Origin of the sequence: Castellaniella defragrans (assembly GCF_014203015.1) — a bacterium.
GTDB lineage: Bacteria > Pseudomonadota > Gammaproteobacteria > Burkholderiales > Burkholderiaceae_B > Castellaniella > Castellaniella defragrans.
The window spans coordinates 1-26,851 of sequence record NZ_JACHIB010000020.1 but is presented as its reverse complement, the minus strand read 5'-3'; the positions used below and the strand labels follow the sequence as shown (position 1 = coordinate 26,851).

Genomic DNA, 26,851 nt, shown 5'->3' with positions numbered 1-26,851 from the left:
GCATCGCGCATGCCCGCGCCCCCGGATAGGGGAGGCGACGCGCGCCTGCAGCCACAGCGACGCGCGCTGCCCGGCCACGCCGGCGCAGCGGCTCAGGCCACCGCCTCCTTTTGCACCCCGTCCACCGCGTCGCCGAAGCCCTTCAGCCACTGGTCCAGCATGGCGCTGTCGACCACGGTGGCGGCGATTTCCAGCCGGTCGCCGTCGCACTCGGTGACCGTCTGGTCCTTGGAGAGCGGCGTTTCCCGCAGATGATGGCCGGTACGCCGGTCGATCCGGAAGCGCAGGCGGACGAGCGCGCCCTCGCCGAAGCGGAAGCGGCCGTCGGCGTCGTATTGTGCCAGGTCGAAATCCCGGGGCCGGTCGAACGGGATGGTGGAGGCCTGCCCGGCGCTCAGGATGCGGTGCAGGGCCAGGCTGCGCTCGTTGTCGAACCCCCGGTAGCGGCACACCAGATACAGGCGGGGGCCTTGCTGGGCCAGGCCCAGGGGCATGACTTCGACCGTCGTGCGCCGGCCGGCGGCATTCTTGTAGTCCAGCCGCAGCCAATGGTTATGGTACAGGGCTTCGCTGACCGTCTCCAGCACGCCGGGCACGATTTTCGGCGGCAGCAGCGGCTGGCTGGTGGCGACGGTGCGGATCTTGGACGGCCATTCGCGTTCCAGCCGGGCATTGCCATCGGGTTCCAGGTTGTGCCGCGCCTGGACGAAGAAACCTTCCATGGATTTCATCAGGTGGGCGGGCAGCAGGGGGCGCAAGTGTTCCTCGGCCAGCTTCAGCAGCAGGGATTCCTGCGGGCTCAGGTGGGGGATGGCCAGCGGCCTGGCGTGCGGCAGCCACCGGTAGCGGTAGGGGGCGCTCCCGTCGTCGCGTTCGATGCCCAGGTGCGTGCTGAGCATGTCCAGCTGCCGCTGGATGGTGCGCAGGTCGCGTTCAAAGCCGCTGGCGACCAGTTGCGCGTGCAGTTCGCCGGCGGTGATCGAGCGGGGGGCGCGTGGAATCCGGCGCAGCATTTCCAGTGCCAGCAGGGTGGTTTCCAGGGTCGAGGATCGTTTGGCCATGTCGGGGGCGGGGCGCGTAAAACCGCCAGTATGGATCAGATGCGGGCGTCCAGCCATCGCAGCGTCTGCAGCGCCGTGCCTTCCAGGCCCACGCCCCAGCGCGGAGAAATGGCGCTGTCGCGGACGTTGATGCGCAGGATGGGGTGGCCGGTGCGCAGGCTGAAGTGGCGCACCGACGGGATCGCCTGGCCCGCGCCCAGTTCGATGACGGCCAGGCGGTCGCCGCCGACGGATTCCAGCCAGGCGTTCAGACGGTCGCGTTGGGCCACCATGCGTGCCATTTCCCAGTCCAGGTCGTTGAACATCAGGACGTTGGGGCGGGCCAGGGCGCCGCAGTCGGGACAAAGCGGGAGCGGGGAGCGCAGGCGGCAGGTATGCGGATCGACATCCGGCTCGAAGCCGTCGGCCGGCCAGATCCGCGACCGGCAATGGGCGTGGCATTGCATCCAGTGCAGCGAACCGTGGCATTCCAGGATGCGGTCCGGGTCGAAGCCCGCCCGCTGGAACTGGCCGTCGACGTTGCTGGTGAAGACGAAGGCGCCATGGGGCAGGCGTTCGGCCCAGCGCAGCAGGATGCCGAAGCCTGCGTGCGGCACGGCGCGGCGGTACATGGACAGGCGATGGCCATAGAAGCCCCAGGCCAGCGCGGGCCAGCGGTCGAAGGCCTCGGGCTGCGCGATGCGCTTGAAATCCAGGCGGGCCTGGCGCAGGGCGGGATAGGCCTTCCACAGGCCCTCCTTGCCGCGGAAGTCCGGCAGGCCCGAATCCACGCCCATGCCGGCGCCGGCGGTGATCAGCAGCCCCTGGGCTGCGCGCAGGTAGTCCAGGGCGCGGTTCCATTGTGCTTCGGTGGGCGGCATTGCTGCGATTCCTTTGCGAGTGGGGACACAAAGCCAGTCTAGCGGCGGCCCACGACAGAATGCGTCGCCGGAAGGATGCGTCGCCGGAAAGATGCGTCGCCGGAACGGCGCCGTTACGGGACGGGTGCCATGACGGAACGGGGTGCCATGACGGGACGGGGCGCCATGACGGGACGGGGTGCCATGACGGAACGGGGGCCATTGCGAGGAACGGGACCATTGCAAATTACAATACGGGCCTCCCAGACCCTCTCCGGACATCCCCATGCTTACTCAGGACGAACTCAAGCAACAGGCGGCGCAGGCCGCCCTCGACCACGTGCTGCCGCAACTGCAGCCCGACAGCATCCTGGGGGTGGGAACGGGATCGACGGTGGACCGCTTCATCGACCTGCTGGCGCCCCACCGGCAGGAATTCCGCGCGGCGGTGTCCAGCTCGGAGCGCAGCACGCGCCGCCTGCGGGCGGCGGGCATCGAGGTGCTGGACCTGAACGACGTGGCCGCGCTGGCGCTGTACGTGGACGGCGCCGACGAGATCGACCCCCAGCTGAACATGGTGAAGGGCGGCGGCGGGGCGCTGACGCGCGAGAAGATCGTCGCCTCGGTGGCGGACCGCTTCGTCTGCATCGTCGACGAGTCCAAGCTGGTCGAGCGCCTGGGCGCCTTTCCGCTGCCCATCGAGGTCATCCCCCTGGCGCGCGAGGCCGTCGCCCGGCAGGTGCGCCAGCTGGGCGGGCAGCCGTGCCTGCGCGAAGGCTTCGTCACGGACAACGGCAACCAGATCCTGGACGTTTCCGGCCTGAACTACGGCGATCCCGCCGAATTCGAGGCGCTGCTGAACAACATCCCGGGCGTGGTCTGCTGCGGTCTGTTCGCGATCTCCGGCGCCCAGGTGGCGCTGGTGGCGGGGCAGGACGGCGTGTCGCGACTGGAACTGCTCGACTGAAGCCGGCCCGGCGGCGCCCCCGCTCTCCCTCTCCCTTGCCCTGCGGGAGGGCGGGACCGGGCCGGGACGGGACGTGGGCCCGCCGTCATGTTTCCGTCACATGGCGCTGCTATGCTGGGGGTTCCTTCCCAGGCGGCGGGTGCGATGGTACGCTTTGCGCTCGTTGAACGCGCCTGGACGGCCCCCAGACACAGGCAGACAGAGGTCCCGGATTGGAACACACCAACAAGCAATTTCACAGCGAGCTCGAAACGACGCGGTCCATGTTCCTGCAGATGGGCGGGCTGGTCGAATCCATGGTGCTGGACGGCATGCAGGCCCTGTCCCGCGGCGAGCTGCATCTGGTGGACCGGGTCCGCGAGCACGAGCGGCAGGTCAACCAGTTCGAGGTCGACATCGACGAGCGCATCAGCCAGCTGATCGCGCGCAACCAGCCCACCGCGGGCGACCTGCGCCTGCTGCTGTCGATCTCGAAGATGCTGACCGACATGGAACGCTGCGGCGACGAGGCCGAGAAGATCGCCAAGGTGGCCCGCCGCCTGCACGAGTCCGATTCATCCTACGAGCCGGTGGTGGAACTGCGCCACATGGCCGACGCGGTGGCCAGCATGATCCGGGCGGCGCTGGACGCCTTCGCCCGCGAGGATCCCGTCGCCGCCGCCCAGGTGGTGCGCAACGACAAGGACGTGGACAAGGAATGGAAGGCCTCCCTGCGCCACATCATCACCTACATGATCGAGGATCCGCGCACGATCTCGCGCTCCATCGACCTGATCTTCATCGCCCGCGCGCTGGAGCGCATCGGCGACCACGCCAAGAACATGGCCGAGCGCGTGATCTACATGGTGCGCGGCGACGATGTGCGCCACACGGGCGTCACCAACACCGAACGGCTGGCGCGCGGCGAGCCGCCCGAGCCGCGCGACGCCTCGAAGGACACGCGCGGCTGATCCCCGCCGCGGGACACGCCCGAAGGCCGTGCGCAGACGGCCCCGCGCCGCAGGGCGGGCCTGAAGGACGCAGGCGGCCCCGCGCCGCGGTGCCCGCCTGGCGTTCACGCAGCGGCGGGGCGAGTCGGGGCCGCGCTCAGGCCCCAGGCGGCACTCAGCCCCCGGGCGGCACTCAGGCCCCGGGCGGCACGTAGCCCTGGGCCTCGACGTCCTGGTCGTCGAACAGGAACGCCTGCATCCGTCCGGCGAGGAACTTGCGCGCCTCGGGGTCGGCCAGGCTCAGGTGGTTCTCGTTGACCAGCCGCGTCTGGATGTCCAGCCACTTGGCCCAGGCGTCCCTGGAAATCTCGCGCCAGATGCGCACGCCCAGTTCGCCGGGGTACGGGGGATAGTCCAGGCCCTGGGCCTCGCGCTTGAGTTTGCGGCATTGGATCATGCGTGCCATGTCGGGCGCCTCGTCATCGCTGTGGGGAAAGCCGGCATTGTAGCCCCGCGGGGCCGCGGGCCGGGGCCGCGCCGGGCCGTGATCGCGCCGCCGCCCGGACATGGCATCCCGCCAGGCGCCCGTCCCGCCGTCCGGTTTCTTACAGCCGCTTGATGAACACCAGGCTGTTGCGCGAATGGTTGTAGTGGGCGCGCTTCTCGTGGGGCAGGTCGGAGACGCCGCCCTGCACGAAGCCGCGCTTGAGGAACCAGTGCGAGGTGCGCGTGGTGAGCACGAACAGGCGCCGGGCGCCCAGGGCGCGGGCGCTGGTCTCGGCGTGGCGCAGCAGCTTCTCGCCGTCGCCCGTGCCCTGCCATTCGGGGTGCACGATCAGGCAGGCCATCTCGGCCATGCCGTCCTCCAGGTAGGGGATCACGGCCACGCAGCCGTAGATCACGCCGTCGTGCTCCAGCACCGTGAATTTTTCCACGTCGCGCTCGATCACGGCGCGGCCGCGCGGCACCAGGGTGCCGTCGGCCTCCAGGGGCTCGATCAGCTGGACGATGGCGCCCACGTCGTCGGCCATGGCCGGGCGCAGGTCTTCCAGGGTGTCCTCGACCACCATGGTGCCCACCCCGTCGTGGGTGAAGATTTCCAGCAGGATGCTGCCGTCCATGGTGTAGGGCACCAGATGCGCGCGCGCCACCCCGCGCTTGACCGCCAGGGAGGCGTGGCGCAGGAAGGTGGACGTGTCCTCGTCCAGGATGCCCTGGGCGAGCAGGTCGTCGGCGTCCTTGCGGGCCAGTTCGGTGTCCACCGAGCCGTCGGTCTCGGTGACGGTGCGGTTCTGCGTCAGGAAGATCAGCTTTTCGGCGCGCAGCGCCACGGCGGCGTTGGTGGCCAGGTCTTCCATGGCCAGATTGAAGGCCTCGCCGGTGGGCGAGAAGCCCAGCGGCGAGAGCAGCACGATGGCGCCCTGGCTGATGACGTTGCGCATCGCCTCGATGTCGAGCTTGCGCACCGTGCCGGCGCGCCGGTAGTCCACGCCGTCGATCACGCCCACCGGCCGCGCGGTGACGAAATTGCCCGAGATCACGCGGATCTTGGCGTGCGACATGGGCGTGTTGGGCAGCCCCTGGCTGAAGGCGGCCTCGATGTCCAGGCGGATTTCCCCGGCGGCCTCCTTGGCGCATTCCAGGGCTTCCGGGCTGGTGGGCTCCGTGCCGCGGCCGAACTGGGTGGTCTGGCCCTTCAGGCGCAGCTGCTCGTTGACCTGGGGACGCGAGCCGTGCACCAGGACCAGCTTGATCCCCAGCGCCGACAGCAGGGACAGGTCGGCCACCAGGTCCTCCAGTCCGCCGTCCTCGATCAGTTCGCCGCCGAAGGCCACCACGAAGGTCTTGCCGCGGAAGTCGTGCACGTAGGGCGCGACCTCGCGGAACCAGCGCACGAACTGCGCGGGGGCGAATTCGGGGGCGTCCTGGGCGGAATAGGTGTCGGTTTCAGTGGAACTCATGGCGGGCGGCGGATTCGGCGGCGGGGAATGAAGGGGGAAGGGCGTCTCGGGCGATAGCGAAATTATAATGAGCGATTGTCCTTTCCCGGCCGCATTCTGTGGCGCCGGGCGGACAGCACGCTTCATCCCTTCGTGGAACCCGACGTCTTGCCAGAAAATCCATCGCAGCCGACCCGCCGGACGCCCGCCCGGGCCGCGCAGCCGCGCCCGCCCGCCGGCGCCGGCGACCGCCCCCTGCCGCCCATCCAGTATCCGGAAGACCTGCCCGTCAGCGCCTGCCGCGAGGAGATCGCGCGCGCCATCGCCGCGCATCCGGTGGTCATCGTCTGCGGCGAGACCGGTTCGGGCAAGACCACCCAGCTGCCCAAGATCTGCCTGGAGCTGGGGCGCGGCCGCGCCGGCATGATCGGCCACACCCAGCCGCGCCGCCTGGCCGCGACGTCCGTCGCGCAGCGCGTGGCCGAGGAACTGAAGACCGAACTGGGCGACTGGGTGGGCTACCAGATCCGCTTTTCCGAGCGCGCCGGCCCGGCGACGGCCATCAAGCTGATGACCGACGGCATCCTGCTGGCCGAGACCCAGCGCGATCCGCTGCTGCGCCGCTACGACACCCTCATCATCGACGAGGCGCACGAGCGCAGCCTGAACATCGATTTCCTGCTCGGTTTCCTCAAGCGCCTGCTGGCGCGCCGCAAGGACCTGAAGCTGATCATCACCTCGGCCACCATCGACGCGGACCGCTTCGCCCGGCATTTCGGCACGCCGGAGCGGCCGGCGCCGGTGATCCAGGTCTCGGGCCGCCTGTTCCCGGTGGAACTGCGCTACCGTCCCGTGCGGCGCGACGGGGACGAGGATTCCGCCGGCCGCAAACCGGCGCAGGGCGACGAGGAGCGCGACCTGGTCGATGCCGTGGTGGACGGCGTGGACGAATGCGCGCGCCACGGCACCGGCGACGTGCTGGTCTTCCTGCCCGGCGAGCGCGAAATCCGCGAATGCGCCGAGGCCCTGCGCAAGCGCCATCCGGCCGGCGCCCTGGTGCTGCCGCTGTACGCGCGGCTGTCGCGCGCGGAGCAGGAGCAGATCTTCCATCCGCGCGGCAACGTCCGGCGCATCGTGCTGGCCACCAACGTGGCCGAGACCTCGCTCACCGTGCCGGGCATCCGCTATGTCGTGGACAGCGGCCTGGCGCGCATCAAGCGCTATTCCTGGCGCAGCAAGGTCGAGCAGTTGCGCATCGAGCCCGTCAGCCAGGCCTCGGCCAACCAGCGCGCCGGCCGTTGCGGCCGCCTGGGGCCGGGCGTGTGCATCCGCCTGTACGCCGAGGACGACTTCAAGCAGCGGCCGGCCTTCACGGACCCGGAAATCCTGCGCTCGTCCCTGGCGTCCGTCATCCTGCGCATGAAATCCCTGCGCCTGGACGACATCGAGGCCTTTCCCTTCGTCGAGCCGCCCACCGGCCGGGCCATCGCCGACGGCTACCAGCTGCTGCAGGAACTGGGCGCGCTCGACGAGCGCAACCGCCTGACGGACGTGGGCCGCGTCCTGGCCAAGCTGCCCGTCGATCCGCGCATCGCGCGCATGGTCTTCGCCGCGCACGAACACCAGTGCCTGGCGGAAATCCTCGTCATCGCCGCGGCGCTGTCCGTGCAGGACCCGCGCGACCGTCCCATGCAGGCGCGCGAGGCCGCCGACAACGCCCACGCCCAGTTCAACGACAAGCAGTCGGAATTCCTCGCCTGGCTCAAGCTCTGGCAGTGGTATGGCGAGCAGGTCGCGCACAAGGCCTCGCAGCGCAAGCTGGTGGACCAGATCCGCGCGAAGTTCCTCTCGCCCATCCGGCTGCGCGAATGGCACGATACGCACACGCAGCTGCTGACCCTGGCGCGCGAGCAGGGCTGGCGGCTGAACCAGACCCCGGCCACGCGCGAGCAGATCCACATGGCCCTGCTGGCCGGGCTGCTGGGCAACATCGGCATGAAATCCGAGGACGGCGGCCTGTACCAGGGCGCGCACGACATCCGCTTCGCCATCCATCCGGGCTCGCCCCTGCAGAAGAAGGCCGGCCGCTGGGTGCTGGCGGCCGAGCTGGTGGAGACCACCCGCCTGTATGCCCGCTGCGTGGCGCAGATCGAGCCGGCCTGGGTCGAACGGGCCGGCGCCCACCTGCTCAAGCGCGCCTGGTCCGACCCGCGCTGGGAAAAGAAGGCCGGCCAGGTCGTCGCCAACGAGCGCGGCACCGTGCACGGCCTGCCGGTGTACACCGGGCGCCGCGTGCACTACGGCCGCGTCGATCCCAGGGCCGCGCGGGAAATCTTCATCCGCGACGCCCTGGTGCCGGGGGACATCGACAGCAAGCTGCCCTTCATCGCCCACAACCGGCGGCTGATCGCGTCCATCGAGCGGCTGGAGCACCAGAGCCGCCGCCCGGACATCCTGGTGGACGACGCGCTGATCCACGCCTTCTACGACCGGCAGATCCCCGCCGACGTGTGCCAGACGGCCACGCTGGAGGCCTGGTACAAGGGCCTGGACGCCGAGGCGGCCGCGCGGCTGAACCTGAGCCGCGACGAACTGATGCGCCACGACGCCGCCGGCGTCACGACGGAGGTCTTTCCGCGCCGCCTGGCCTGGGCCGGGACCGAACTCGCGGTGGACTACCATTTCGAGCCCGGCTCGCCGCGCGACGGCATGACGCTGACCGTGCCGCTGTTCGCGCTCAACCAGATCGACGCCGCGCGCTGCGAATGGCTGGTGCCGGGCATGCTCAAGGAAAAAGTCCATCTGCTGCTGAAATCCCTGCCGCAGAAGCTGCGCCGCCATTGCGTGCCGCTGCCCGACTACGCGGCCGGCTTCCACGAGCGCTGGTTCGAGCGCGCCGCCGATCCCGGCATGGGCCTGCTGGACGCCCTGGCGCGGGACATCTGGGAACAGTGCCGGGTGCGCGTCCAGCCTACCGACTTCAAGCTGGAGACCCTGCCGCCGCACCTGTTCATGAACTTCAAGGTGGTGGACGAGCACGGCCGTATGCTCTCCGGCGGCCGCAATCTGGACCAGCTGCGCGCCGAGCACGGCCGCCAGGCCCAGGCCTCGTTCCAGCAGCTGGCCGCGCGCGACCAGCAGGCCTCGCGCGTCCTGGACCACGAGGGCCTGACGGCCTGGACCTTCGGCGAGCTGCCCGAGCTGCTGGAGATCCAGCGCGGCGGCCAGTCCCTGATCGGCTACCCGGCGCTGCGCGACCGCGGCGAATCCTGCGACCTGGACGTCTTCGACGATCCCCAGGAGGCCCGGCGCGTGCACGCGGTCGGCCTGCGCCGGCTGTTCCGCCTGGCGCTGCGGGAACAGGTGCGCTACCTGGAAAAGAACCTGCCGGACCTGACCCGCATGGGCATGCTGTACATGGACCTGGGCACCCAGCAGGAACTGCGCGACCAGCTGATCGACGCGGCGCTGGACCAGGCCTGCCTGATGGAGCCCTGGCCCGCCGACGCGGCGGCCTTCGAGCGGCGCTGCGCGGAAGGCCGCGCGCGCCTGGGCCTGCTGGCCCAGGAGCTGGCCCGCCTGGCCGGCGCCATCCTGGCCGAGCGCGCCGCCTTGCTGAAGAAACTGCCGCAGGCCCGTCCCTGGCCCCAGGCACAGCAGGACATCCGCCAGCAGCTCGACGCCCTGGTGGGGCCGGCCTTCGTGCGCGACACGCCGCCCGAGCAGCTCGGGCACCTGCCGCGCTACCTGAAGGCCGCGCAGATGCGCATCGACAAGCTGCGCGCCGACCCCGCGCGCGACGCCGCCGCCATGGCCGACATCGCCCGGCTGACCACGCCCTGGCAGCGCGCGCGCGCGGCGCTCAAGGGCGCGCCCGACGCCCGGCTCGACGCCTTCCGCTGGCAGCTGGAGGAACTGCGCGTGGCGCTCTATGCCCAGACCCTGCGCACGCCCTTCCCGGTCTCGGTCAAGCGCCTGGAGAAGGCCTGGGCCGCCCTGCCGCGCTAGAGAGAGAAGGAGAGGGTTCCGGCTTTCTGGATTCCGGAATTCACGGATGCGAATTCCCGGATTTACGTCATTGTTTTCCTGAATCCACGTCATTGAATTCCCCGATTCACGGTAATATGGGCCTGTATTTACGTCAGGGTTCCCCGATGATGATCGCGCCGCCCCTGTATCCCCGCTGGATCGAGCCGCGGATTGCCGAAGCCCTGGGCGATACGCCGGTCGTGCTGCTGGCCGGGCCCCGGCAGTCGGGCAAGACGACATTGGTGCGCCGCGTGGCGCAGCAGGGGCTGCGCTACCTGACCCTGGATGACGAACTGACCCTGCTGGCGGCGCGCGAGGATCCCGTGGGCCTGGTCCGGGATCTCGATCGGGCGGTCATCGACGAGGTCCAGCGTGCGCCCCAGCTGCTGCTGGCCATCAAGAAAAGCGTGGACGAGGATCGCCGGCCCGGACGATTCCTTCTCACCGGCTCGGCCAATCTGATGGCCCTGCCGGCCGTGGCCGACTCCCTGGCCGGCCGGATGGAAACCCTGCGTCTGCTGCCCCTGTCCCAGAGCGAACTCGTGTCGCATGACGCCAACTGGATCGATCATGCCTTTGCCGGGCGCATCCTGGAAGCCGAACCCCTCGTGCAGGGCGATGGCCTGATCGGGCGCGTGCTGTCCGGCGGCTACCCGGAAGCGATCGCCAGACATTCGTCCAGGCGCCGTGCCGCCTGGATGCGGCAGTACACGGACGCGCTCATCCAGCGGGATGTCCGCGAAGTGGCCAGCATCGAAAAACTGGATCAATTGCCCCGCTTCCTGAAGGCCTTGGCGCAGATGGCCGGGCAGATGTGCAATTACACCCAACTGGGCGGCGAGGTGGGGCTGGATGCCAAGACGGCCGCCCGGTATCTGGCGGCTTTCGAGCATATGTACCTGCTCAAGCGGGTCGAGGTCTGGGCGCGCAACCGCCTCAATCGTGTCGTCAAGACCCCGAAGCTGCAATTCATCGATTCGGGCCTCCTGGCCGCGCTGCTCGACTTGAACGAGGAAGGCATCCGTCAGGACCGCACGCGGTTCGGCCACGTGCTGGAGTCCTTCGTGTTCGGAGAGCTGCTCAAGCATGCCGGCGTATCGGAAGGCGATTATCGGCTGCTGTACTACCGGGACGTGGATCGGTTCGAGGTCGATCTGGTCATCGAGAATGCGGCGGGGCGGCTGGTCTGCGTCGAGGTGAAGGCGGCGGCCACGGTCAAGGAGCGCGATTTGCGCGGCCTGAGAAAACTGGCCGGGGCGGCGGGAGAGCGATTCAGGATGGGCGTTCTGCTGTACGACGGCGCGGAAACGATGCCTTTGGGCCCTGGCCTCTGGGCCGCCCCCCTGTCCACCCTGTGGGGGCGGGCAAGTCCTCCAGCCTAAGTACAATCCCTCTTATGACCACGTCCCCCGATACCCCCCTGTTCGTCCACCTGCGCAGCCACTCGGAATTTTCCGTGGTGGACGGGATCGCGCGCATCCCCGACCTGATCGGCCGCGCGCGGGAATTCGGCCAGCCGGCCATGGCGATCAGCGACCTGGCGAACCTGTTCGGCTGGATCAAGTTCTACAAGGCGGCCCGCAAGGCCGGCATCAAGCCCATCGCCGGCTGCGACGCCTGGCTGCACAATCCGGCCGACGAGGACAAGCCCTTCCGCGTCCTGCTGCTGGCCTCCTGCCATGCCGCCTACCTGGACCTGTGCGAACTGCTGTCGCGCGCCTGGACGGAAAACAGCCAGCGGGGCCGGGCGGAACTGCGGCGCGAATGGCTGTCGGGCAGGAACGGCCTGATCGCCCTGTCGGGCGCGCGCGCGGGCGACGTGGGCCAGGCCCTGGAGGCCGGCCGCGACGACGAGGCCCGCCGCCTGGCGCGCCAGTGGGCCGCCGATTTCCCGGACGGCTATTTCATCGAGCTGCAGCGCGCCGGCTTCGACGGCGACGAGGCCTACGTCCAGGCGGCGCTGCGCCTGGCGGCGGACTGCGGCCTGCCGGTGGTGGCCACGCACCCCATCCAGTTCATCGCGCCGTCCGACTTCCGCGCCCACGAGGCCCGCGTCTGCATCGCCGAAGGCGAACTGCTGGGCAATCCGCGCCGCGTGCGGCGCTTCACGGCCGAGCAGTACATGCCCGACAGCGCCGACATGGCGCGCCGCTTCGCCGACGTGCCCTCGGCCCTGGCCAACGCGGTGCAGATCGCGCGCCGCTGCAACCTGACCCTGACCCTGGGCGAGCCGCAGCTGCCGCTGTTCCCCACGCCCGACGGCGTGTCGCTGGACGACTACCTGGTGCAGCTCGCCAACGAGGGCCTGGCGCGCCGCATGGTCCAGCTGTATCCGGACCCCGACGAACGCGCCCGCCAGATGCCCGCCTACCAGGAACGCCTGGACCTGGAATGCCGCACCATCATCGGCATGGGCTTTCCCGGCTACTTCCTGATCGTGCAGGACTTCATCAACTGGGGCAAGAGCCACGGCGTGCCGGTGGGGCCGGGGCGGGGCTCGGGCGCCGGCTCGCTGGTGGCCTTCAGCCTGGGGATCACCGACCTGGATCCGCTGCGCTACGACCTGCTGTTCGAGCGCTTCCTCAATCCCGAGCGCGTGTCCATGCCCGACTTCGACGTGGATTTCTGCCAGGACAACCGCGAACGGGTCATCGAATACGTCAAGGAAAAGTACGGCCGCGACGCCGTCAGCCAGATCGCCACCTTCGGCACCCTGGGCGCCAAGGCCGTGGTGCGCGACGTCGGCCGCGTGCTGGAGATGCCCTACAGCGTCTGCGACCGGCTCTCGAAGATGATCCCCTTCAATCCGGCCGATCCTTGGTCGCTGGACCGCACGCTGGAACACGAGCCCGCCTTCCGCGAACTCTACGACACCGACGAGGAAATCCACGCCCTCATCGACCTGGCCCGCCCCCTGGAGGGCCTGACGCGCAACATCGGCATGCACGCCGGCGGCGTGCTGATCGCGCCAGGCAAGCTGACCGACTTCTGCCCCCTGTACTGCCAGCCGGGCAGCGAGTCCAGCGTCGTGTCCCAGTTCGACAAGGACGACGTCGAGGCCGCCGGCCTGGTCAAGTTCGACTTCCTGGGCCTGCGCAACCTCACCATCCTGGACTGGGCCGTGCGCTACGTGCGCGAGTTCAATCCGGACAAGCGCGACTTCGACCTGATGGCCCTGCCGCTGGACGACCAGGCCACCTACGACCTGCTGTCGGCGGCCAACACCACGGCGGTGTTCCAGCTCGAATCGCGCGGCATGAAGGAACTGCTGAAAAGCATGCGGCCCAACACCTTCGAGGACGTGGTCGCCCTGCTGGCGCTGTTCCGCCCCGGGCCGCTGGAATCCGGCATGGTGGTCGATTTCGTCAACCGCAAGCACGGCCGCGCCGAGGTCGATTACTTCCACCCCGACCTGGAACCCGTGCTCAAGAGCACCTACGGCGTCATCGTCTACCAGGAACAGGTGATGCTGATCTCGCAGATCATCGGCGGCTATTCCCTGGGCGGCGCCGACCTGCTGCGCCGCGCCATGGGCAAGAAGAAGCCCGAGGAAATGGCCAAGCACCGGGTGATCTTCCAGGAAGGCGCGGCCAGGAAGGGCTACGATCCGGAACTCGCCGCCCACCTGTTCGACCTGATGGAGAAGTTCGCGGGCTACGGCTTCAACAAGAGCCACTCGGCCGCCTACGCCCTGATTTCCTACCAGACCGCCTGGCTCAAGGTCTACCATCCGGCGGAATTCCTTGCCGCGACCATGCTGTCGGACATGGACGACACCGACAAGATCCAGGTCTTCTGGCGCGATGCCCTGGAAAACGACGTGGCCGTCCTGCCGCCCGACGTCAACGAATCCGGCTACCGCTTCGCGCCGGTGGCTGACGAGCACACCGCCCGGGGCCGCCCGCCGCGCACCATCCGCTACGGCCTGGGCGGGGTCAAGGGCACCGGCCAGTCCGCCGTGGAAGCCATCATCGCGGCGCGCGAGGCGGGCGGGCGCTTCACCGGGCTGTTCGATTTCTGCGCCCGGGTGGACCGCCATGCCGTCAACCGGCGCACCATCGAGGCTCTGATCCGCGCCGGCGCCTTCGACTCCCTGGAGCCCAACCGCGCGGCCCTGCTGGAGGCCCTGGGCAGCGCCATCGAGGCCGCCGAGCAGGCCGAGCGCAACGCCAACCAGGTCTCGCTGTTCGACGACGACACCGACGCGCTGGTGGCCGACGAACTCGCGCGCGTCCCGCCGTGGGACCTGGAAACCCGCCTGACGGAAGAAAAGACCGCCCTGGGCTTCTATTTCAGCGGCCACCTCTTCGATGCCTGGCGCGACGAGATCCGCCGCATCGCGCCCACGCCGCTGGCGCGGCTGGCGCCCTCGCGCGGGCCGCAGTGGCTGGCGGGCGTGCTGGCGGAAGTGCGCGTGCGCATGACCCGGCGCGGCAAGATGCTCTACGCCCTGCTGGACGACGGCAGCGCCCAGATCGAGGTTGCGATCTTCAACGAACTCTACGAGCAGCACCGCCAGAGCCTGAAGGAAGACCGCCCCCTGGTGATCCAGGGGCGCGTCAGCCACGACGACTATTCCGGCGGCCTGCGCGTGTCGGCCGACGAACTCTACGACCTGCAGCGCGTGCGCGAAAGCCGCGCCCGCAGCCTGCGCCTGTCCGTGTCCGGCGATCTGGACCCCGGCCGCCTGGAGGGCCTGCTGGCGCCCTGGCGCTCGGCCGAAGCCGGCGTGCCGGTGGAACTGCGCCTGAACGGCGCGCGCTTCTCCTGCCTGCTGCGCCTGGGCGAGGACTGGCGCGTGCGCATGGACGAGACCCTGATCGCGGACGCGCGGCAGTGGCTGTCCCATGACAACGTGGAGATCCACTACGGATGAAGCCGCTGCGCATCCTGCATTCCGAGGCGGCGACCGGCTTTGGCGGCCAGGAAAACCGCATCTTCAAGGAAATGTGCGCCATGCGTGCGCATGGGCATCACATGGAAGCCGCCTGCCAGCCGCACGCCCGGCTGGCGCGCCGCCTGGCCGACGAGGGCTTCACGGTGCACACGATGCCGATGGACGGCCCGCGCAACTACTTCCGCGGCGTGCTGCGCCTGCGGCGCATCCTGAAGGACGGCCGCTTCGACGTGCTGAACACGCACAGCCGCCGCGACACGATGCTGGCGGGCGTGGCGGCGCGCCTGGCGGGCACGCCGCTGATCGTGCGCACGCGGCACCTGGCGGTCAGGCCGGGCTCGCTGGTGTCGTACACCGGCGTGCCGCATTGCGTGACGACGGTCAGCGAGCACGTGCGGCGCCTGCTGCTGGAGCACGGCGCCCCGCCCGAGCGCGTGGCCACGGTCTATTCCCCCATTCCGCTGCCCGACCCGGTCGAGCACTCCACCCTGCGCGCCGAGCTGGGCCTGCCGACCGACGCCGTCGTGGTCGGCTGCGTGTCCGTGATGCGCGAGAAAAAAGGCCATCGCGCCCTGATCGACGCCATGGCCGGGCTGCTGGCGCGACCGGACGTCTTCCTGGTGCTGGTGGGCGACGGCTCGCCCACCCTGGAAAACCTGCGGGCCCACGTGCGCGCGCTCGGGCTGGACGGCAAGATCCTCTTCACCGGGCGCCGCGCCGACATTCCCAACGTGCTGGCCGGCTTCGACCTGTTCGCCCTGGCCACCGAGCAGGAGGCCTCCGGCACGGTCTTCGTCGAGGCCGCCGCCGCCGGCCTGCCGGTGATCGGTACGGACGTGGGCGGGGTGTCGGAGATGCTGCGCGACGGCGAGACCGGCCTGCTCGTGCCCCCCCGCGACACGGCGGCGCTGACCGCGGCGCTGACGGCGCTGATCGACGATCCGGCGCGCCGCCGCGCCATGGGCCTGGCGGGCATGCGGGCGGTGCGCGAAGGCGACCGCTTCACCCTGGACGGCCTGGTGCGCCGCACCGAGCAATGCTATGGACGATGGCTGGAGGAGCGCGCCCCATGAGCAGGCACCGCATAGTCCCTGTGCTGATGTACCACCACGTCACCCCCGCCGGGGGCGCCATCAACGTCACGCCGGAACATTTCCGCGACCAGCTGGCCTGGCTGCGGGACCACGGCTACCGCAGCCTGAGCTGCGACGAATTCGCCGCGCACCTGGCGGGCACGCCGGCGCCCGCGCGCTCCGTGCTGATCACCTTCGACGACGGCTACCTGGACAACTACGTCCACGCCTGGCCGCTGCTGCGCGAATACGGCTTCCATGCCGTCATCTTCCTGGTCACGTCCTGGATCGGCGACGGGCCCGCGCGCGCCTGCGCGGGCGAGGGCGGGGCGGCGCTGCCGGAAACGCCCGATCACGCCGAATGCATGCGCCGCGTGGCCGCGGGCGACGCCGCCGGCATCGCCCTGCGCTGGGCGGAGATCGAGCGGATGCGGGCCGGCGGGGTCTGCGAATTCCACAGCCACACGCATACCCATACCCGCTGGGACAAGCAGGCGGGCGACAAGAACGCCCGCATGGCCGACGAACTGGCGCAGTCGCGCGCCTGCCTGGCGCGGCATCTGGGCGAGGTCTCCGACCACCTGTGCTGGCCGCAGGGCTATTTCGATCCCGACTACGTCCGCGTCGCCCAGGCGGCAGGATTCCGCCACCTGTACACGACGCGCGCCTTCGGCCGCAACCGGCCCGGCTCGGATCCGGCCTCGATCTTCCGCTTCGCCGTGCGCGACACTTCCGGCGCCTCGGTCGGCCGGCGCATCCGCGTGGCGGCCCATCCCCTCGTCGCGCCGGCCTTCAACGCCTGGAAGCGGTGGAAGCGCGGCCAGCGCTACGCGGGGTGAAGGCATGACGCTGTCGGTCATCGTCATCACCCGGAACGAGGCCGCGCACATCGGCGACTGCCTCGATTCCGTGGCCTTCGCCGACGAGATCATCGTGCTCGATTCCGGCAGCACCGATGCGACCCGCGAGATCGCCCGGGCGCGCGGCGCGCGGGTCGAGGTCGCGCCGGACTGGCCCGGCTTCGGTCCGCAGAAGAACCGCGCCCTGGCGCTGGCCACCGGCGACTGGGTGCTGTCCATCGACGCCGACGAGCGGGTCACGCCCGAGCTGGCCGGGGCGATCCGCCAGGCCATCGGGGCGCCTGCCGCCGAGGCCTACCGCATCGCCCGGCTGTCGAACTTCTGCGGCCGCTGGATCCGTCACAGCGGCTGGTGGCCGGACTACGTGGTGCGCCTGTTCCGCCGCGAGGCGGGGCGCTTCACCGACGCCGCCGTGCACGAGCGGGTCGAGGTCCGGGGCCGGACCGGCACGCTGTCCGGGCACTTCCTGCATTACCCCTACGCCACCCTGGAAGTATTCATCGATAAAATCAACCGCTATTCCACGGAGGCGGCCCGCGCGGCCTTCGAGCGGGGGCGCCGCACCACGGCGCTGGGGCCGTTCGGCCACGGCCTCTGGACCTTCGTGCGCCATTACGTCCTGCGGCGCGGCTTCCTGGACGGCTGGCAGGGGCTGGTGCTGGCCGGCATGGCGGCCACGGGCAGCTTCTATCGTTACGTGAAACTGTATTGGCTGGGACGCGGGTCCCGGCGTTCCTGAAGAAGGCATGAGGATCCTCTACACCAATTTCCACCCCCGCAACGGCGGTGGCCACGCCACCTACGTCGTCAACCTGGCGCGGTGCTTCCAGGGCGCGCACCAGGTGACCGTGGCCACGCCCGGCACCAGCCGCCTGTATGTCCAGGCCGGCCGGATTCCGGGGGTGCGCTGCGTGGCCGCCTCCTTCAGCACGCGCCCGGCGCCGATGCTGGCCGAGGTCGCGCACCTGCGCCGCCTGCTGCGCGAGGGCGATTTCGACCTGGTCCACGTGAACGGCTCGGCCGATCATCGCCAGGCCATGCTGGCCCGCCTGGGCCTGCGCCGCCCGCCGCGCATCGTCTGGACCAAGCACAACACCATGCCGGTGCAGGGCTTCGGCCACTGGCTGCGGGCGCGCTGCGCCACCGAGGGCGCGATCGGCGTCAGCGAGTTCGTCACCGCCATGCTGCGCCGGTCGGCCTACCGTCACCGGCCGCTGCGCGCCATCCATCACGGTGTCGATGCGGAGCGCTTCCGCCCCTGGGCGCCCGCCGACGCGCGGGAAGCCCGCCGCGCCCTGCTGGGAGAGACGCCCGCGGATGTCCTGGTGCTCGCCAGCGTCGGCGGCACGGACCGGGATAAGGGCTGGCTGGTGCTGGCCCAAGCGCTCGCCCGCCTGCCGCAGCAGCAGCGCCGGCGGGTGCGCGTGCTGGTGGCGGGCGACGTGCCGCGCGGCCGGCTGCAGCAGGATTTTCAGGCCCTGGGCCTGGACGGCCTGGTGGTGTTCCCCGGCCTGGTGAACGATCCGGAGCGCATCCTGGCCGCCGCCGACGCGGGCTTCGTGCTGTCCTTCCACGAGGCCTGTTCCTTCGCCGCCTGCGAATCCCTGGCCATGGGCCTGCCGACGCTGGTGTCGGACGTGGGCGGCCTGCCCGAGGTCGTGCGCCATGGCGTGGACGGCTGGATCGTCCCGGCCGGCGACGTGGACGCGGCCGAGGCCTGGCTGCGGGAGCGGCTGTCGCAGCCGATCTCGGCCGGCATGCCGGCCGCCGCCCGCGCCCGCGCGCAGGAGAGCTTCTCCATGCAGGTCTTCGCGCGGCGCACCCTGGAGTTCTACCGGCAGGTCTGTGCGCAGGACTAGCGGCCCGGCGCGATCCGTCCATCATGCCTGCAGTGGGGATGGACGGGCCCGGGCGGCCCGATATAATCCGCTGATGATTCCTATCCTCATGTATCACCAGATCGGGGAACCCGGACCGCGCGGTACGCCCTACCGGGGCCTCACCGTGCATCCCCGGGATTTCCGGCGCCAGATGCTGTGGCTGCGGCGCCTGGGCTACCGGGGGCTGTCCATGGCCCGCCTGATGCCCTATCTGCGCGGGGAAAAGCAGGGCAGGGTGGTCGGCATCACCTTCGACGACGGCTATGCCAACGTGCTGGAACACGCGGTTCCGGTCCTGGAGGAATGCGGCTTCGAGGCCACCAACTACTTCGTCGTGCGTCAGCTGGGCGGCAGCAACGTCTGGGACGCCGACGAAGGCGTGCCGCCCGCGCCGCTGATGGACGCCGCCGGGGTGCGCGCCTGGGTGGCCGCCGGCCACGAGGCCGGTTCGCATACGCTGAACCATCCCGTCCTGCCGCGCATCTCGCCGGAGCTCGCCGTCAACGAAATCCGCGATTCGCGCGACGCGCTGGAGCAGATCGCGGGCGCTCCGGTGCGGGCCTTCTGCTATCCCTACGGCAAATTCACGCCCGCGCTGGCGGACGTCGCGCGCGCCGCCGGCTACGACAGCGCCACCACCACCGCGCGCGGCCTGGCGCGGCCGGACGACGATCCCTACGCGCTGCCGCGCGTGGCCGTCATGCGCTCGACCCATCTGCTGCGTTTCCTGCAGAAATGCCTGACGCAGCTCGAAGACAGGCGCCGCCGCAAGGCCGAAGCCGCCGCGCATGGCTGAATCCCCCCTGTCCATCGCCTTCGTCGTCGATCGTTTCGGCAACCGCTACGGCGGGGCCGAGGCCTACGGCGTGGCGCTGATGCGCGAACTGGCCGCCGCCGGCCACCGGGTCACGGTCTTCGCCCGGGAATACGACCCCGCCTGCGACCTGAAGCTGCCGTTCCGGCCGATCGCGGTCGGCCGGCGCTGGCCCAGCTGGATCCGGGTCTGGCTGTTCGCCCGGCGCGCGGCGCGCGCCACGCGCCCGGGCTTCGACATCGTCCATTCCCACATGAACGGCTGGTGCGGCGACGTGGAGGTCGTGCACGTCACGCCGGTGCGTTACCGCTGGCGGGTGCAGCCCATGCCCGGCCTGCGGCGCTGGCTGTCGCGCCTCAGCCCCCGGGTGCGGACCTATCTCGGCCTGGAGGCGCGCCGCGTGGCGCCGCGCCCGGGCCATCGGGTGGTGGCGGTGTCGCAGCTGATCGCCCACCAGCTGGCGCAGGCCTACGGCCCGGCCCTGGACGCGCCCGTGATCGCCCCGGGCGTGGCGCAGGCCGAGCCGGTCTCCGCCGAACGGCGCCGCCGGACGCGGGCCGGGCTGGGCCTGCCGGCCGAGGGCACGCTGTGCCTGCTGGTGGCGCGCAATCCGATGCGCAAGGGCCTGCCCACCGTGCTGCGCGCGCTGGCCGAACTGCCTGACGACGTGCTGCTGCTGGTGGTCGGCGCCAATGCGGCCTCGCGCGAGTGCGTGGCCCGCGCGCCGGAGTCCGTGCGCCGCCGCACCCACCTGGTGGCGGAGACCTCGCAGGTCGAGCCCTACTACCAGGCGGCCGACCTGTACGTGCATCCCACCCTGAACGACAGCTTCGGCATGGCGCCGCTGGAGGCCATGTCCTTCGGCCTGCCGGTGATCCTCAGCCCCGCGCCCTGGTGCGGTTTCGCCCAGTACGTCCGGCCGGGTGCGGAAGCCCTGGTCCTCAGCCATCCCGAGCGCGCGGACGAACTGGCGCAGGCCATCGGGCGGCTGCGCGCGGATGCGGACCTGCGCGAGCGGCTGCTGGCCGGCGCGCAGGACGTGCTGGCGCGCCACGCCTGGCCGGAAGTGGCGCGCCGGTACCTGGACCTGTACGCGGACATCCTGCGCGAGCGCGCCGGCGCCCCGTCCTGAATCCCGGCGCTTTCCGCGTCCTCCGGCAAAGGGAGCGGCGGACGCGCGGGCGCTTCGCCGGCGGCCCCCGGCCTCAGGCCCAGCCGCGCGCCCAGTAGACCAGCAGCCCCAGGTATTCCTTGATGATCGACCGGCTGGCGTTCAGCGCGCGCAGGTCCGGCAGCCAGAACGAGAAATCGGGGTCGTCCGGGACCACGATCTGGGGGGGCGAGGGCGCCGCGATCGGGTTCAGGCCCTGCTTCTGGAAGCTCGCCATGGACCGGGGCATGTGCAGGGCCGAGGTCACCAGCAGGAAGCGCTCGATGCCCCGGTCGCGCAGCAGCCGGGCCGTGTAGACCGCGTTCTCGCGCGTGGTATCGCTCTGGTTTTCCTTCACGATGGCCTGGGCGGGCACGCCCTCGCGCTCCAGGGCCGCGGCCATCATGGCCGCCTCGCTCTGGCCGCCGTCCAGGGCGGCTCCCGAGACCACGATCAGGGGCGCGCGGCCCGCCGCGTACAGCCGGGCGGCCGTGTCGGTGCGCGGGATCGCCGTGTTGCGGTCGTAAGGCTCGAACCAGTTGCGCCGGCCGTTGGCGGAATTGCCGCCCAGCACCACGATGGCCTGGGCCGTCGGCATCTGCGCCGCCGCCTGGTAGGGGTAGCGCTGCTCCAGCAGGCCTCCGGCCCACAGCGAGGACGTCGGCAGGGACCAGAACAGCACCCAGGCCAGGGCGCCGGCCGCCAGGATGCCGGCCGTCTTGCGCCAGCGCAGGATGAACAGGAGCAGCGCCAGCACCAGCAGGGTGACCGACAGGTTCAGGGGGATCAGCAGGTTGCCGAGAAAAGCGGTGAGCGTCATGCGGCGGGAGGCGTGTCGATGAGATCCAGCGCGGTGGACAGGACCTCGGGGGCGGCCGGCCAGGCGCCCATGCGGCCCATGCGCACGGCCCGGTTCGACCAGGGGCCGGTGCGGGCGGAGTCCGTGACGCCGAACAGGGTGATCTGCCGCGCCCCGGCGGCGGCGCCGAGGTGCGAGACCCCCGAATCGTTGCAGATCACCAGGGCCGCGCGCCGGGTCAGGGCCGCGAAGGCGCCCAGGCCCAGGGGCGGCAGCAGCAGGGCGGTGGGCGCCGCCTCGCGCGCGGCCTGGCGCTCGGCCTCGGGGGGCGCCATGGCCACCGTCAGACCGCGCGCCTGCAGGGAGCGTGTCAGGCTGTCGAATCCCGGCCAGACCTTGACGCGGCCCTTGTGCAGCCCCGTCGCCGTCGGCGCGATCAGCACGAACCCGCCGCTGGCGAGCCCCGCCCGGGACAGCGCGCGGGCCGCCTCGTCCTCGTGCGGAATGGCGGCGCGCCAGCGCAGTTCCTCGGCGGGCTGGGGGGGCGGCTGCGGCAGGCGCCATTGCGCCAGCGCGTGGCGGGTCAGGTGATACCAGGACTGCACCGCGTGCAGCGGCCCGGCCGGCTTGGCGCAGGGCCAGCGCAGGATCAGGCTGCGGCCGTCGTCGCGGTAACCGGCGCAGGGGATGCCCGCGAAACGGAACACCAGGGCGCTGGACAGGGAATCGGGCAGCAGCAGGCCCAGGGGCCGTCCGTGGCGCGCCTGCCGGCGCGCATTGCGCACGGCCGCCCGGTCGGTGCGCCAGGCGCCCTGCATCGGGACGAAGCCGGCCAGCGGATAGGCCGCCAGCAGATCACCCGCCCAGGGCCGCGCGCAGGCGACGACGGGCAGGCCGGTGGCCAGCAGCGCTTCCAGGCTGGGCAGGCTCATGCAGACATCGCCGACCCAGTTGGGCAGGCGGACGTACAGGACGGGGCTGGGGGAGGGTGTCAACGCGGCGGCTCCGGCGCCCGCCGCGGTCCGGAGGCGCGAACGGGCTAAAATGCGTGGTTCCCAAAGTATATAAGAGAGCGTGCCGGGTGAAGACCACCACCGATCATCCCGTGGACAGCCGCCCCGTGCGCCTGGAGCTGTGGCGGCAGATCTACGTCCGCCTGGGACGGGACTGGAAGGTCGGCCTGCTGGCCCTGGTGCTGCTCAGCATCGCCTCCGCGACCCAGCCCCTGCTGGCGGTCATCATGAAGCCCCTGCTCGACGAAGGCTTCACCGGCGCCCAGCCCGACTACATCTGGTCCATCCCCCTGGCCGTCGTCGGCCTGATGCTGCTGCGCGGCCTGTGCACCTTCGGCGGCACCTACCTGATGTCCTGGGTCGCCAACAACATGCTGCTGGCGCTGCGCCGCGACATGTTCGACCGCCTGCTGGGCATGTCCGACGAGACCTTCCGCGCCCGCGACCACGGGCGGCTGCTCAACCGCTTCACCATCGACGCCGGCAACGTCAGCGGCCTGTCCACCGAGGTCATCCGCGTGATCGTGCGCGAATCCCTCACGGTCGTGGCCCTGCTTGCGGTGCTGCTGTACATGTCCTGGCAGCTGACGCTGATCGTGCTGGTGATGCTGCCGCTGTCCGTCGTGACGGGGCGCTATTTCATCCGCCGCCTGCGGCGCATCAATCGCGACACGATCAACATGAACGCGGAGCTGACCCACGTCGTCTCCGAAGGCATCGACGGCCAGCGGGTCATCAAGCTGTTCGACGGCTACGCGCGCGAGCGCGAGCGCTTCGCCTACGTCAACGCCCGCCTGCGCCGCTTCGCCATGCGCGCGGCCAGCGCGGATTCGGCCATGTCGCCGATCTCGCAATTCTTCGTCGCCCTGTCGGTGGCCATCGTCGTCGCCGTGGCCCTGTACCAGGCCAACCACCACGGCCTGACGGTGGGCAGCTTCGCCGCCTTCATGGCCGCGCTGGGCCAGATCTTCGACCCCCTGAAACGGCTCACCAACATCGCCGGCGCGGCGCAGCGCATGCTGATCTCCGCCGAAAGCGTCTTCGCCCTGATCGACGAGCCGGTCGAGGCGGACACCGGCACCCGGGAAATCGACGGCCGCCTGCGCGGCGAGGTCGTCTTCCAGGCCGTCACGCACCGCTTTCCCGACGCGGGCCGCGACACCCTGGACCAGGTGACGCTCACGGTCCCGGCCGGCCAGACCGTGGCGCTGGTGGGGCGCTCGGGCAGCGGCAAGACCACGCTGGTGAACATGCTGCCGCGCTTCGTCGAGCCCACCGCGGGCCGGGTGCTGATCGACGGCATCGACGTGCGCGAGCTGCGGCTCGGCGCCCTGCGCTCGCAGCTGTCGCTGGTGAGCCAGGACGTCGTCCTGTTCGACGGCACGGTGGCCGAGAACGTCGCCTACGGCATCCTCGGCGAGGTGCCGGAAGACCGCATCCGCGCGGCGCTGGAGGCGGCCAGCCTGCTGGAATTCGTCGACGGCCTGCCCGAGGGCATCCATACCCGTGTCGGCAGCAACGCCAGCGCGCTGTCCGGCGGCCAGCGCCAGCGCCTGGCCATCGCCCGCGCCCTCATCAAGGATGCGCCGATCCTGATCCTGGACGAGGCCACCTCGGCCCTGGACAACGAATCCGAGCGCCAGGTCCAGGCCTCGCTGGAACGCCTGATGACCGGCCGCACGACGCTGGTGATCGCCCACCGGCTCAGCACCGTGCAGAAGGCCGACCGCATCGTCGTCCTGGACCAGGGGCAGATCGTCGAACAGGGCAGCCACACCGAGCTGCTGGCGGCCGGCGGCCTGTACGCCCGCTTGTACCAGTTGCAGTTCCAGGATGTCCCGCTCGGAGATTGAGGCCCGCCCCCGGAGCCCTTCGGGCGTGCCCGCCGCCGTTCGGCCCCGTCGTTGTTCAGCCATGCCGTTCGTTCAGTCAAGCCGTTCGTTCTTCACGTCGTTCGTTCAGTCAAGCCGTTCATTCAGTCAAGCCGTCCAGTCAGCTATTTCCGGAGTCGCACGATGAGAATCACCCTTACCCTGGCCTCCCTGGCCGTCGTCCTGGCGGGCTGCGCCGCGCAGCCGGCCGGCCTGGGGCTCGATCAGCTGGAGACCGAGCGGTACCTGCTGACGGAACGCCGCCGGCTGCCGATCGATTTCGCCGGCGTCCAGCGCAACCTGTTCCGGCATGCGCGGACCTGCGGCGAGACCTACACCTTCGAGATGGTGCCCGGCGAATCGGCCTTCGGGCGCGTCGTCTACCGCCCCACGCCCGACGCCGGCTGGGACCGCAGCATCGTGCTCAGCCTCACGCTGCTGCACAACCGCAGCATCAACGTCCAGGCCTACAGCTACCATGCCGGGCAGATGGACCGGGTGCACCGCATGATGACCGCCATGATGAAGCCCGACTCCTGCCAGGCCGACACCAGCTGGGAAAACAAGCTGGACGCGATCGGAGACTGACGCGCCCGCGCCGCTACGGCGGTACCCTGCAGCAGTGCGCTACGGCGGCATGCTATGGCAGTACGCTACGGCAGTACGCTACGGCAGCCCGCTATGGCAGTGCCCTGCAGCAGCACGCTACGGCAGTACGCTACAGCAGCACGATGTCGTAGTGCTCCTGGCTGTAGCTGGCCTCGACCTCCAGCGAAATCGGCTTGCCGATGAAATCCCCCAGCATCGCCAGGTGCTGGCTTTCCTCTTCCAGGAACAGGTCGATCACGGCCTGCGCCGCGACGATGCGGAATTCCTTGGGATCGAACTGGCGCGCCTCGCGCAGGATTTCCCGCAGGATCTCGTAGCACAGCGTGCGCGGCGTGCGCACCGTGCCGCGCGATGCGCAGGTGGGGCAGGGTTCGCACAGCTGGTGCGCCAGCGAATCGCGGGTCCGCTTGCGGGTCATCTCCACCAGCCCCAGCTGGCTGAAGCCGCTGACCGTCGTGCGGGTGCGGTCGCGGGCCAGGGCCTTGTTCAGCTCGGCCAGCACGGACGCCTGGTGGCCGGCGTCGTCCATGTCGATGAAATCCAGCACGATGATCCCGCCCAGATTGCGCAGCCGCAGCTGCCGGGCGATGGCGACCGCCGCCTCCAGGTTGGTCTTGAAGATCGTGTCGTCGAAATTGCGCCCGCCCACGAAACCGCCCGTGTTCACGTCCACCGTCGTCAGCGCCTCGGTCTGGTCGATGATCAGGTAGCCGCCGGATTTCAGGTCCACGCGCCGCGACAGCGCGCGGGCGATCTCCTCGTCCACGTTCGCCGTGTCGAACAGCGGCCGGTTGCCGCTGTAATGGTGGATGCGGTCCACCACCGACGGCGTGTAGCGCTGCGCCCATTCCCGCAATTCCTGCGTCACCGTGCGCGAATCCACCGTGATGGACGCCGTGTCGGGCGTCACCATGTCGCGCAGCACGCGCTGCGCCAGCGTCGGCTCGACGTATACGGGCGAGGGCGCCGGCACCTGGCGCACGCGGGTCTGGATGTTGGCCCACAGCGTGCGCAGGTACGCGATGTCGGCCGCCAGCTCCTCGTCGCTGGCGTCCTCCGCCTGGGTGCGCACGATGAACCCGCCGGGCTCGTCGGCGGGCTTCAGCGCCACCAGCCGCTCGCGCAGCGCATTGCGCTCCGCCTCGTTGCCGATGCGCTGGGAAATGCCGATGTGCGGCTCATGCGGCAGGTAGACCAGCATCCGGCCGGCGATGCTGATGTGGGTGGACAGCCGCGCGCCCTTGGTCCCGAGCGGATCCTTGATCACCTGGACCAGCAGGGGCTGTCCCTCGAACAGCAGCTTTTCGATGGGGGTCGGCGGCGTATGGTCGCCGCTGCCGGTGCGGGCATGGCGGTTCTGCCGCAGGTCGGCCACATGGATGAAGGCTGCCCGCTCCTGGCCGATGTCCACGAAGGCGCTCTGCATGCCCGGCAGCACCCGGGCCACGCGCCCCAGGTACAGATTGCCGACGTGGCCGCGCTGGATGCTGCGCTCGATGTGCAGTTCCTGCACCACCCCTTGGGCAGTCAGGGCCACGCGGGTCTCGAAGGGAGTGACGTTGATGAGAATGTCTTCGCTGCTGGGCATGAGAGCCTGTTCTTTGATGGAGGATTGACCATGAATTTATCACCTCGGGCCGCCCACGAGGCGGAAGAGTCTCCGATGATGGGTTCCCCCCGCGGACTGTCCAGCGCCGCCCCAGAAAACCGCCGCCCCTCTTTACAGCCGCCGCCCCTCTTTACAGCCGGTGCCCCTCTTTACAGCCGACACCCCTCCTTACAGCCGGTGCTTTTTTCAGCCGCCGTTTTTTAACCGGCGCCCCTCCTCGCGTAGGGCCGGTGTGCGCCCCCTGCCGGGACTGTTCGCAGCCTGTTCCGGCAGGGGGCGCGCACTGGCCGAGCTGTCCACGCGGTGCCCCGCACCGAAGCAGCAACCCACACCGAAGCGGCAGCCCCCACCGAAGCGGCGCCCCATACCGAACCTCCTGGGCCCCCCCCAGAGAAAAGCGGATTTTTCGCCCGATGGTCCGCTCCGATTTGCCCTTCTCCAAAAAAGCGTGCTATAGTCTCGTTTCTTCGCCGCCAGGCACTCGGGTTAACCCCTAGATGAATCGGTTTTA

General features: G+C 70.3%; 20 protein-coding genes. 13 read left to right on the top strand and 7 right to left on the bottom strand.

Annotated features, from left to right (window positions below):
- Positions 1 to 92: 92 nt before the first annotated feature.
- The gene (locus tag HNR28_RS15610; RefSeq protein ID WP_151024106.1) at positions 93 to 1,061 is read right to left on the bottom strand and encodes a helix-turn-helix transcriptional regulator; all 969 of its coding nucleotides are present in this window, start codon (positions 1,059 to 1,061) and stop codon (positions 93 to 95) included.
- A gap of 35 nt (positions 1,062 to 1,096) precedes the next feature.
- Positions 1,097 to 1,921 carry an SIR2 family NAD-dependent protein deacylase gene (locus HNR28_RS15605; RefSeq protein WP_043683339.1) on the bottom strand — a complete coding sequence of 275 codons (825 nt, stop codon included), beginning with the start codon at positions 1,919 to 1,921 and terminating at the stop codon, positions 1,097 to 1,099.
- Positions 1,922 to 2,186: 265 nt separating this feature from the next.
- On the opposite strand from HNR28_RS15605, the gene rpiA reads away from it, so the two are divergent.
- Positions 2,187 to 2,867 carry a ribose-5-phosphate isomerase RpiA gene (rpiA, locus tag HNR28_RS15600; RefSeq protein ID WP_043683337.1) on the top strand — a complete coding sequence of 227 codons (681 nt, stop codon included), beginning with the start codon at positions 2,187 to 2,189 and terminating at the stop codon, positions 2,865 to 2,867.
- 212 nt (positions 2,868 to 3,079) lie between these two features.
- Entirely contained in the window at positions 3,080 to 3,817 is a 738-nt protein-coding gene (gene phoU, locus HNR28_RS15595) for a phosphate signaling complex protein PhoU (RefSeq protein ID WP_043683334.1), read from the top strand.
- A 172-nt stretch (positions 3,818 to 3,989) separates the two neighbouring features.
- On the opposite strand, the gene HNR28_RS15590 is transcribed toward phoU, so the two are convergent.
- Entirely contained in the window at positions 3,990 to 4,262 is a 273-nt protein-coding gene (locus HNR28_RS15590; protein ID WP_043687037.1) for an oxidative damage protection protein, read from the bottom strand.
- 139 nt (positions 4,263 to 4,401) lie between these two features.
- The gene (argA, locus tag HNR28_RS15585; RefSeq protein ID WP_043683331.1) at positions 4,402 to 5,757 is read right to left on the bottom strand and encodes an amino-acid N-acetyltransferase; all 1,356 of its coding nucleotides are present in this window, start codon (positions 5,755 to 5,757) and stop codon (positions 4,402 to 4,404) included.
- Positions 5,758 to 5,904: 147 nt separating this feature from the next.
- Between argA and hrpA the strand changes: the two genes are divergently transcribed.
- The 9 genes from hrpA (at position 5,905) to HNR28_RS15540 (ending at position 20,421) form a co-directional block, all read left to right on the top strand.
- Positions 5,905 to 9,744 carry an ATP-dependent RNA helicase HrpA gene (gene hrpA, locus HNR28_RS15580; protein WP_043687034.1) on the top strand — a complete coding sequence of 1,280 codons (3,840 nt, stop codon included), beginning with the start codon at positions 5,905 to 5,907 and terminating at the stop codon, positions 9,742 to 9,744.
- Between the two features lie 146 nt (positions 9,745 to 9,890).
- Complete coding sequence (locus HNR28_RS15575) at positions 9,891 to 11,147, top strand: ATP-binding protein (protein WP_148304954.1); 1,257 nt, start codon at positions 9,891 to 9,893, stop codon at positions 11,145 to 11,147.
- Between the two features lie 14 nt (positions 11,148 to 11,161).
- Positions 11,162 to 14,641: a DNA polymerase III subunit alpha gene (gene dnaE / locus HNR28_RS15570; RefSeq protein WP_043683329.1), complete on the top strand. Its 3,480-nt coding sequence runs from the start codon at positions 11,162 to 11,164 to the stop codon at positions 14,639 to 14,641.
- Positions 14,638 to 15,735, top strand: coding sequence for a glycosyltransferase family 4 protein (locus HNR28_RS15565; RefSeq protein WP_043683328.1), 1,098 nt, complete (start codon positions 14,638 to 14,640; stop codon positions 15,733 to 15,735). Before dnaE ends, HNR28_RS15565 begins: the two co-directional genes overlap by 4 nt.
- Positions 15,732 to 16,574, top strand: coding sequence for a polysaccharide deacetylase family protein (locus HNR28_RS15560; RefSeq protein WP_043683327.1), 843 nt, complete (start codon positions 15,732 to 15,734; stop codon positions 16,572 to 16,574). Before HNR28_RS15565 ends, HNR28_RS15560 begins: the two co-directional genes overlap by 4 nt.
- A gap of 4 nt (positions 16,575 to 16,578) precedes the next feature.
- The gene (locus HNR28_RS15555; protein ID WP_043683326.1) at positions 16,579 to 17,334 is read left to right on the top strand and encodes a glycosyltransferase family 2 protein; all 756 of its coding nucleotides are present in this window, start codon (positions 16,579 to 16,581) and stop codon (positions 17,332 to 17,334) included.
- Between the two features lie 7 nt (positions 17,335 to 17,341).
- Positions 17,342 to 18,454 carry a glycosyltransferase gene (locus tag HNR28_RS15550; protein WP_151024105.1) on the top strand — a complete coding sequence of 371 codons (1,113 nt, stop codon included), beginning with the start codon at positions 17,342 to 17,344 and terminating at the stop codon, positions 18,452 to 18,454.
- 70 nt (positions 18,455 to 18,524) lie between these two features.
- Complete coding sequence (locus HNR28_RS15545; protein ID WP_148305048.1) at positions 18,525 to 19,271, top strand: polysaccharide deacetylase family protein; 747 nt, start codon at positions 18,525 to 18,527, stop codon at positions 19,269 to 19,271.
- On the top strand, positions 19,264 to 20,421 hold the full coding sequence (locus HNR28_RS15540) for a glycosyltransferase family 4 protein (RefSeq protein WP_043683317.1): 1,158 nt from the start codon (positions 19,264 to 19,266) through the stop codon (positions 20,419 to 20,421). Before HNR28_RS15545 ends, HNR28_RS15540 begins: the two co-directional genes overlap by 8 nt.
- A 73-nt stretch (positions 20,422 to 20,494) precedes the next feature.
- Here the strand turns inward: HNR28_RS15540 and HNR28_RS15535 are convergent, their stop codons facing one another.
- Positions 20,495 to 21,259, bottom strand: a complete 765-nt coding sequence (locus tag HNR28_RS15535; protein ID WP_043683314.1) for a YdcF family protein — start codon at positions 21,257 to 21,259, stop codon at positions 20,495 to 20,497.
- The gene (locus tag HNR28_RS15530) at positions 21,256 to 22,170 is read right to left on the bottom strand and encodes a glycosyltransferase family 9 protein (protein ID WP_084330852.1); all 915 of its coding nucleotides are present in this window, start codon (positions 22,168 to 22,170) and stop codon (positions 21,256 to 21,258) included. The genes HNR28_RS15535 and HNR28_RS15530 overlap by 4 nt, the downstream gene beginning before the upstream one ends.
- 149 nt (positions 22,171 to 22,319) lie before the next feature.
- Here HNR28_RS15530 and msbA point away from each other — a divergent pair, with 149 nt between their 5' ends.
- Both msbA and HNR28_RS15520 read left to right on the top strand, forming a co-directional pair.
- A complete protein-coding gene (gene msbA, locus HNR28_RS15525; RefSeq protein ID WP_043683308.1) occupies positions 22,320 to 24,104 on the top strand; it encodes a lipid A export permease/ATP-binding protein MsbA in 1,785 nt (594 codons plus the stop codon).
- 162 nt (positions 24,105 to 24,266) lie between these two features.
- Positions 24,267 to 24,710 carry a hypothetical protein gene (locus HNR28_RS15520; RefSeq protein ID WP_052355816.1) on the top strand — a complete coding sequence of 148 codons (444 nt, stop codon included), beginning with the start codon at positions 24,267 to 24,269 and terminating at the stop codon, positions 24,708 to 24,710.
- A gap of 130 nt (positions 24,711 to 24,840) precedes the next feature.
- Here HNR28_RS15520 and rng read toward each other — a convergent pair whose 3' ends face one another.
- On the bottom strand, positions 24,841 to 26,319 hold the full coding sequence (gene rng, locus HNR28_RS15515; RefSeq protein WP_043683307.1) for a ribonuclease G: 1,479 nt from the start codon (positions 26,317 to 26,319) through the stop codon (positions 24,841 to 24,843).
- Positions 26,320 to 26,851 lie beyond the last annotated feature (532 nt).

What these genes read in the sequence shown, in the direction of transcription:
- HNR28_RS15610 (WP_151024106.1), bottom strand. Translation starts at nt 1,061, where the DNA reads ATGGCCAAACGATCCTCGACCCTGGAAACCACCCTGCTGGCACTGGAA.
- HNR28_RS15605 (WP_043683339.1), bottom strand. Translation starts at nt 1,921, where the DNA reads ATGCCGCCCACCGAAGCACAATGGAACCGCGCCCTGGACTACCTGCGC.
- rpiA (WP_043683337.1), top strand. Translation starts at nt 2,187, where the DNA reads ATGCTTACTCAGGACGAACTCAAGCAACAGGCGGCGCAGGCCGCCCTC.
- HNR28_RS15590 (WP_043687037.1), bottom strand. Translation starts at nt 4,262, where the DNA reads ATGGCACGCATGATCCAATGCCGCAAACTCAAGCGCGAGGCCCAGGGC.
- argA (WP_043683331.1), bottom strand. Translation starts at nt 5,757, where the DNA reads ATGAGTTCCACTGAAACCGACACCTATTCCGCCCAGGACGCCCCCGAA.
- HNR28_RS15575 (WP_148304954.1), top strand. Translation starts at nt 9,891, where the DNA reads ATGATGATCGCGCCGCCCCTGTATCCCCGCTGGATCGAGCCGCGGATT.
- dnaE (WP_043683329.1), top strand. Translation starts at nt 11,162, where the DNA reads ATGACCACGTCCCCCGATACCCCCCTGTTCGTCCACCTGCGCAGCCAC.
- HNR28_RS15565 (WP_043683328.1), top strand. Translation starts at nt 14,638, where the DNA reads ATGAAGCCGCTGCGCATCCTGCATTCCGAGGCGGCGACCGGCTTTGGC.
- HNR28_RS15560 (WP_043683327.1), top strand. Translation starts at nt 15,732, where the DNA reads ATGAGCAGGCACCGCATAGTCCCTGTGCTGATGTACCACCACGTCACC.
- HNR28_RS15555 (WP_043683326.1), top strand. Translation starts at nt 16,579, where the DNA reads ATGACGCTGTCGGTCATCGTCATCACCCGGAACGAGGCCGCGCACATC.
- HNR28_RS15550 (WP_151024105.1), top strand. Translation starts at nt 17,342, where the DNA reads ATGAGGATCCTCTACACCAATTTCCACCCCCGCAACGGCGGTGGCCAC.
- HNR28_RS15540 (WP_043683317.1), top strand. Translation starts at nt 19,264, where the DNA reads ATGGCTGAATCCCCCCTGTCCATCGCCTTCGTCGTCGATCGTTTCGGC.
- HNR28_RS15535 (WP_043683314.1), bottom strand. Translation starts at nt 21,259, where the DNA reads ATGACGCTCACCGCTTTTCTCGGCAACCTGCTGATCCCCCTGAACCTG.
- HNR28_RS15530 (WP_084330852.1), bottom strand. Translation starts at nt 22,170, where the DNA reads ATGAGCCTGCCCAGCCTGGAAGCGCTGCTGGCCACCGGCCTGCCCGTC.
- HNR28_RS15520 (WP_052355816.1), top strand. Translation starts at nt 24,267, where the DNA reads ATGAGAATCACCCTTACCCTGGCCTCCCTGGCCGTCGTCCTGGCGGGC.
- rng (WP_043683307.1), bottom strand. Translation starts at nt 26,319, where the DNA reads ATGCCCAGCAGCGAAGACATTCTCATCAACGTCACTCCCTTCGAGACC.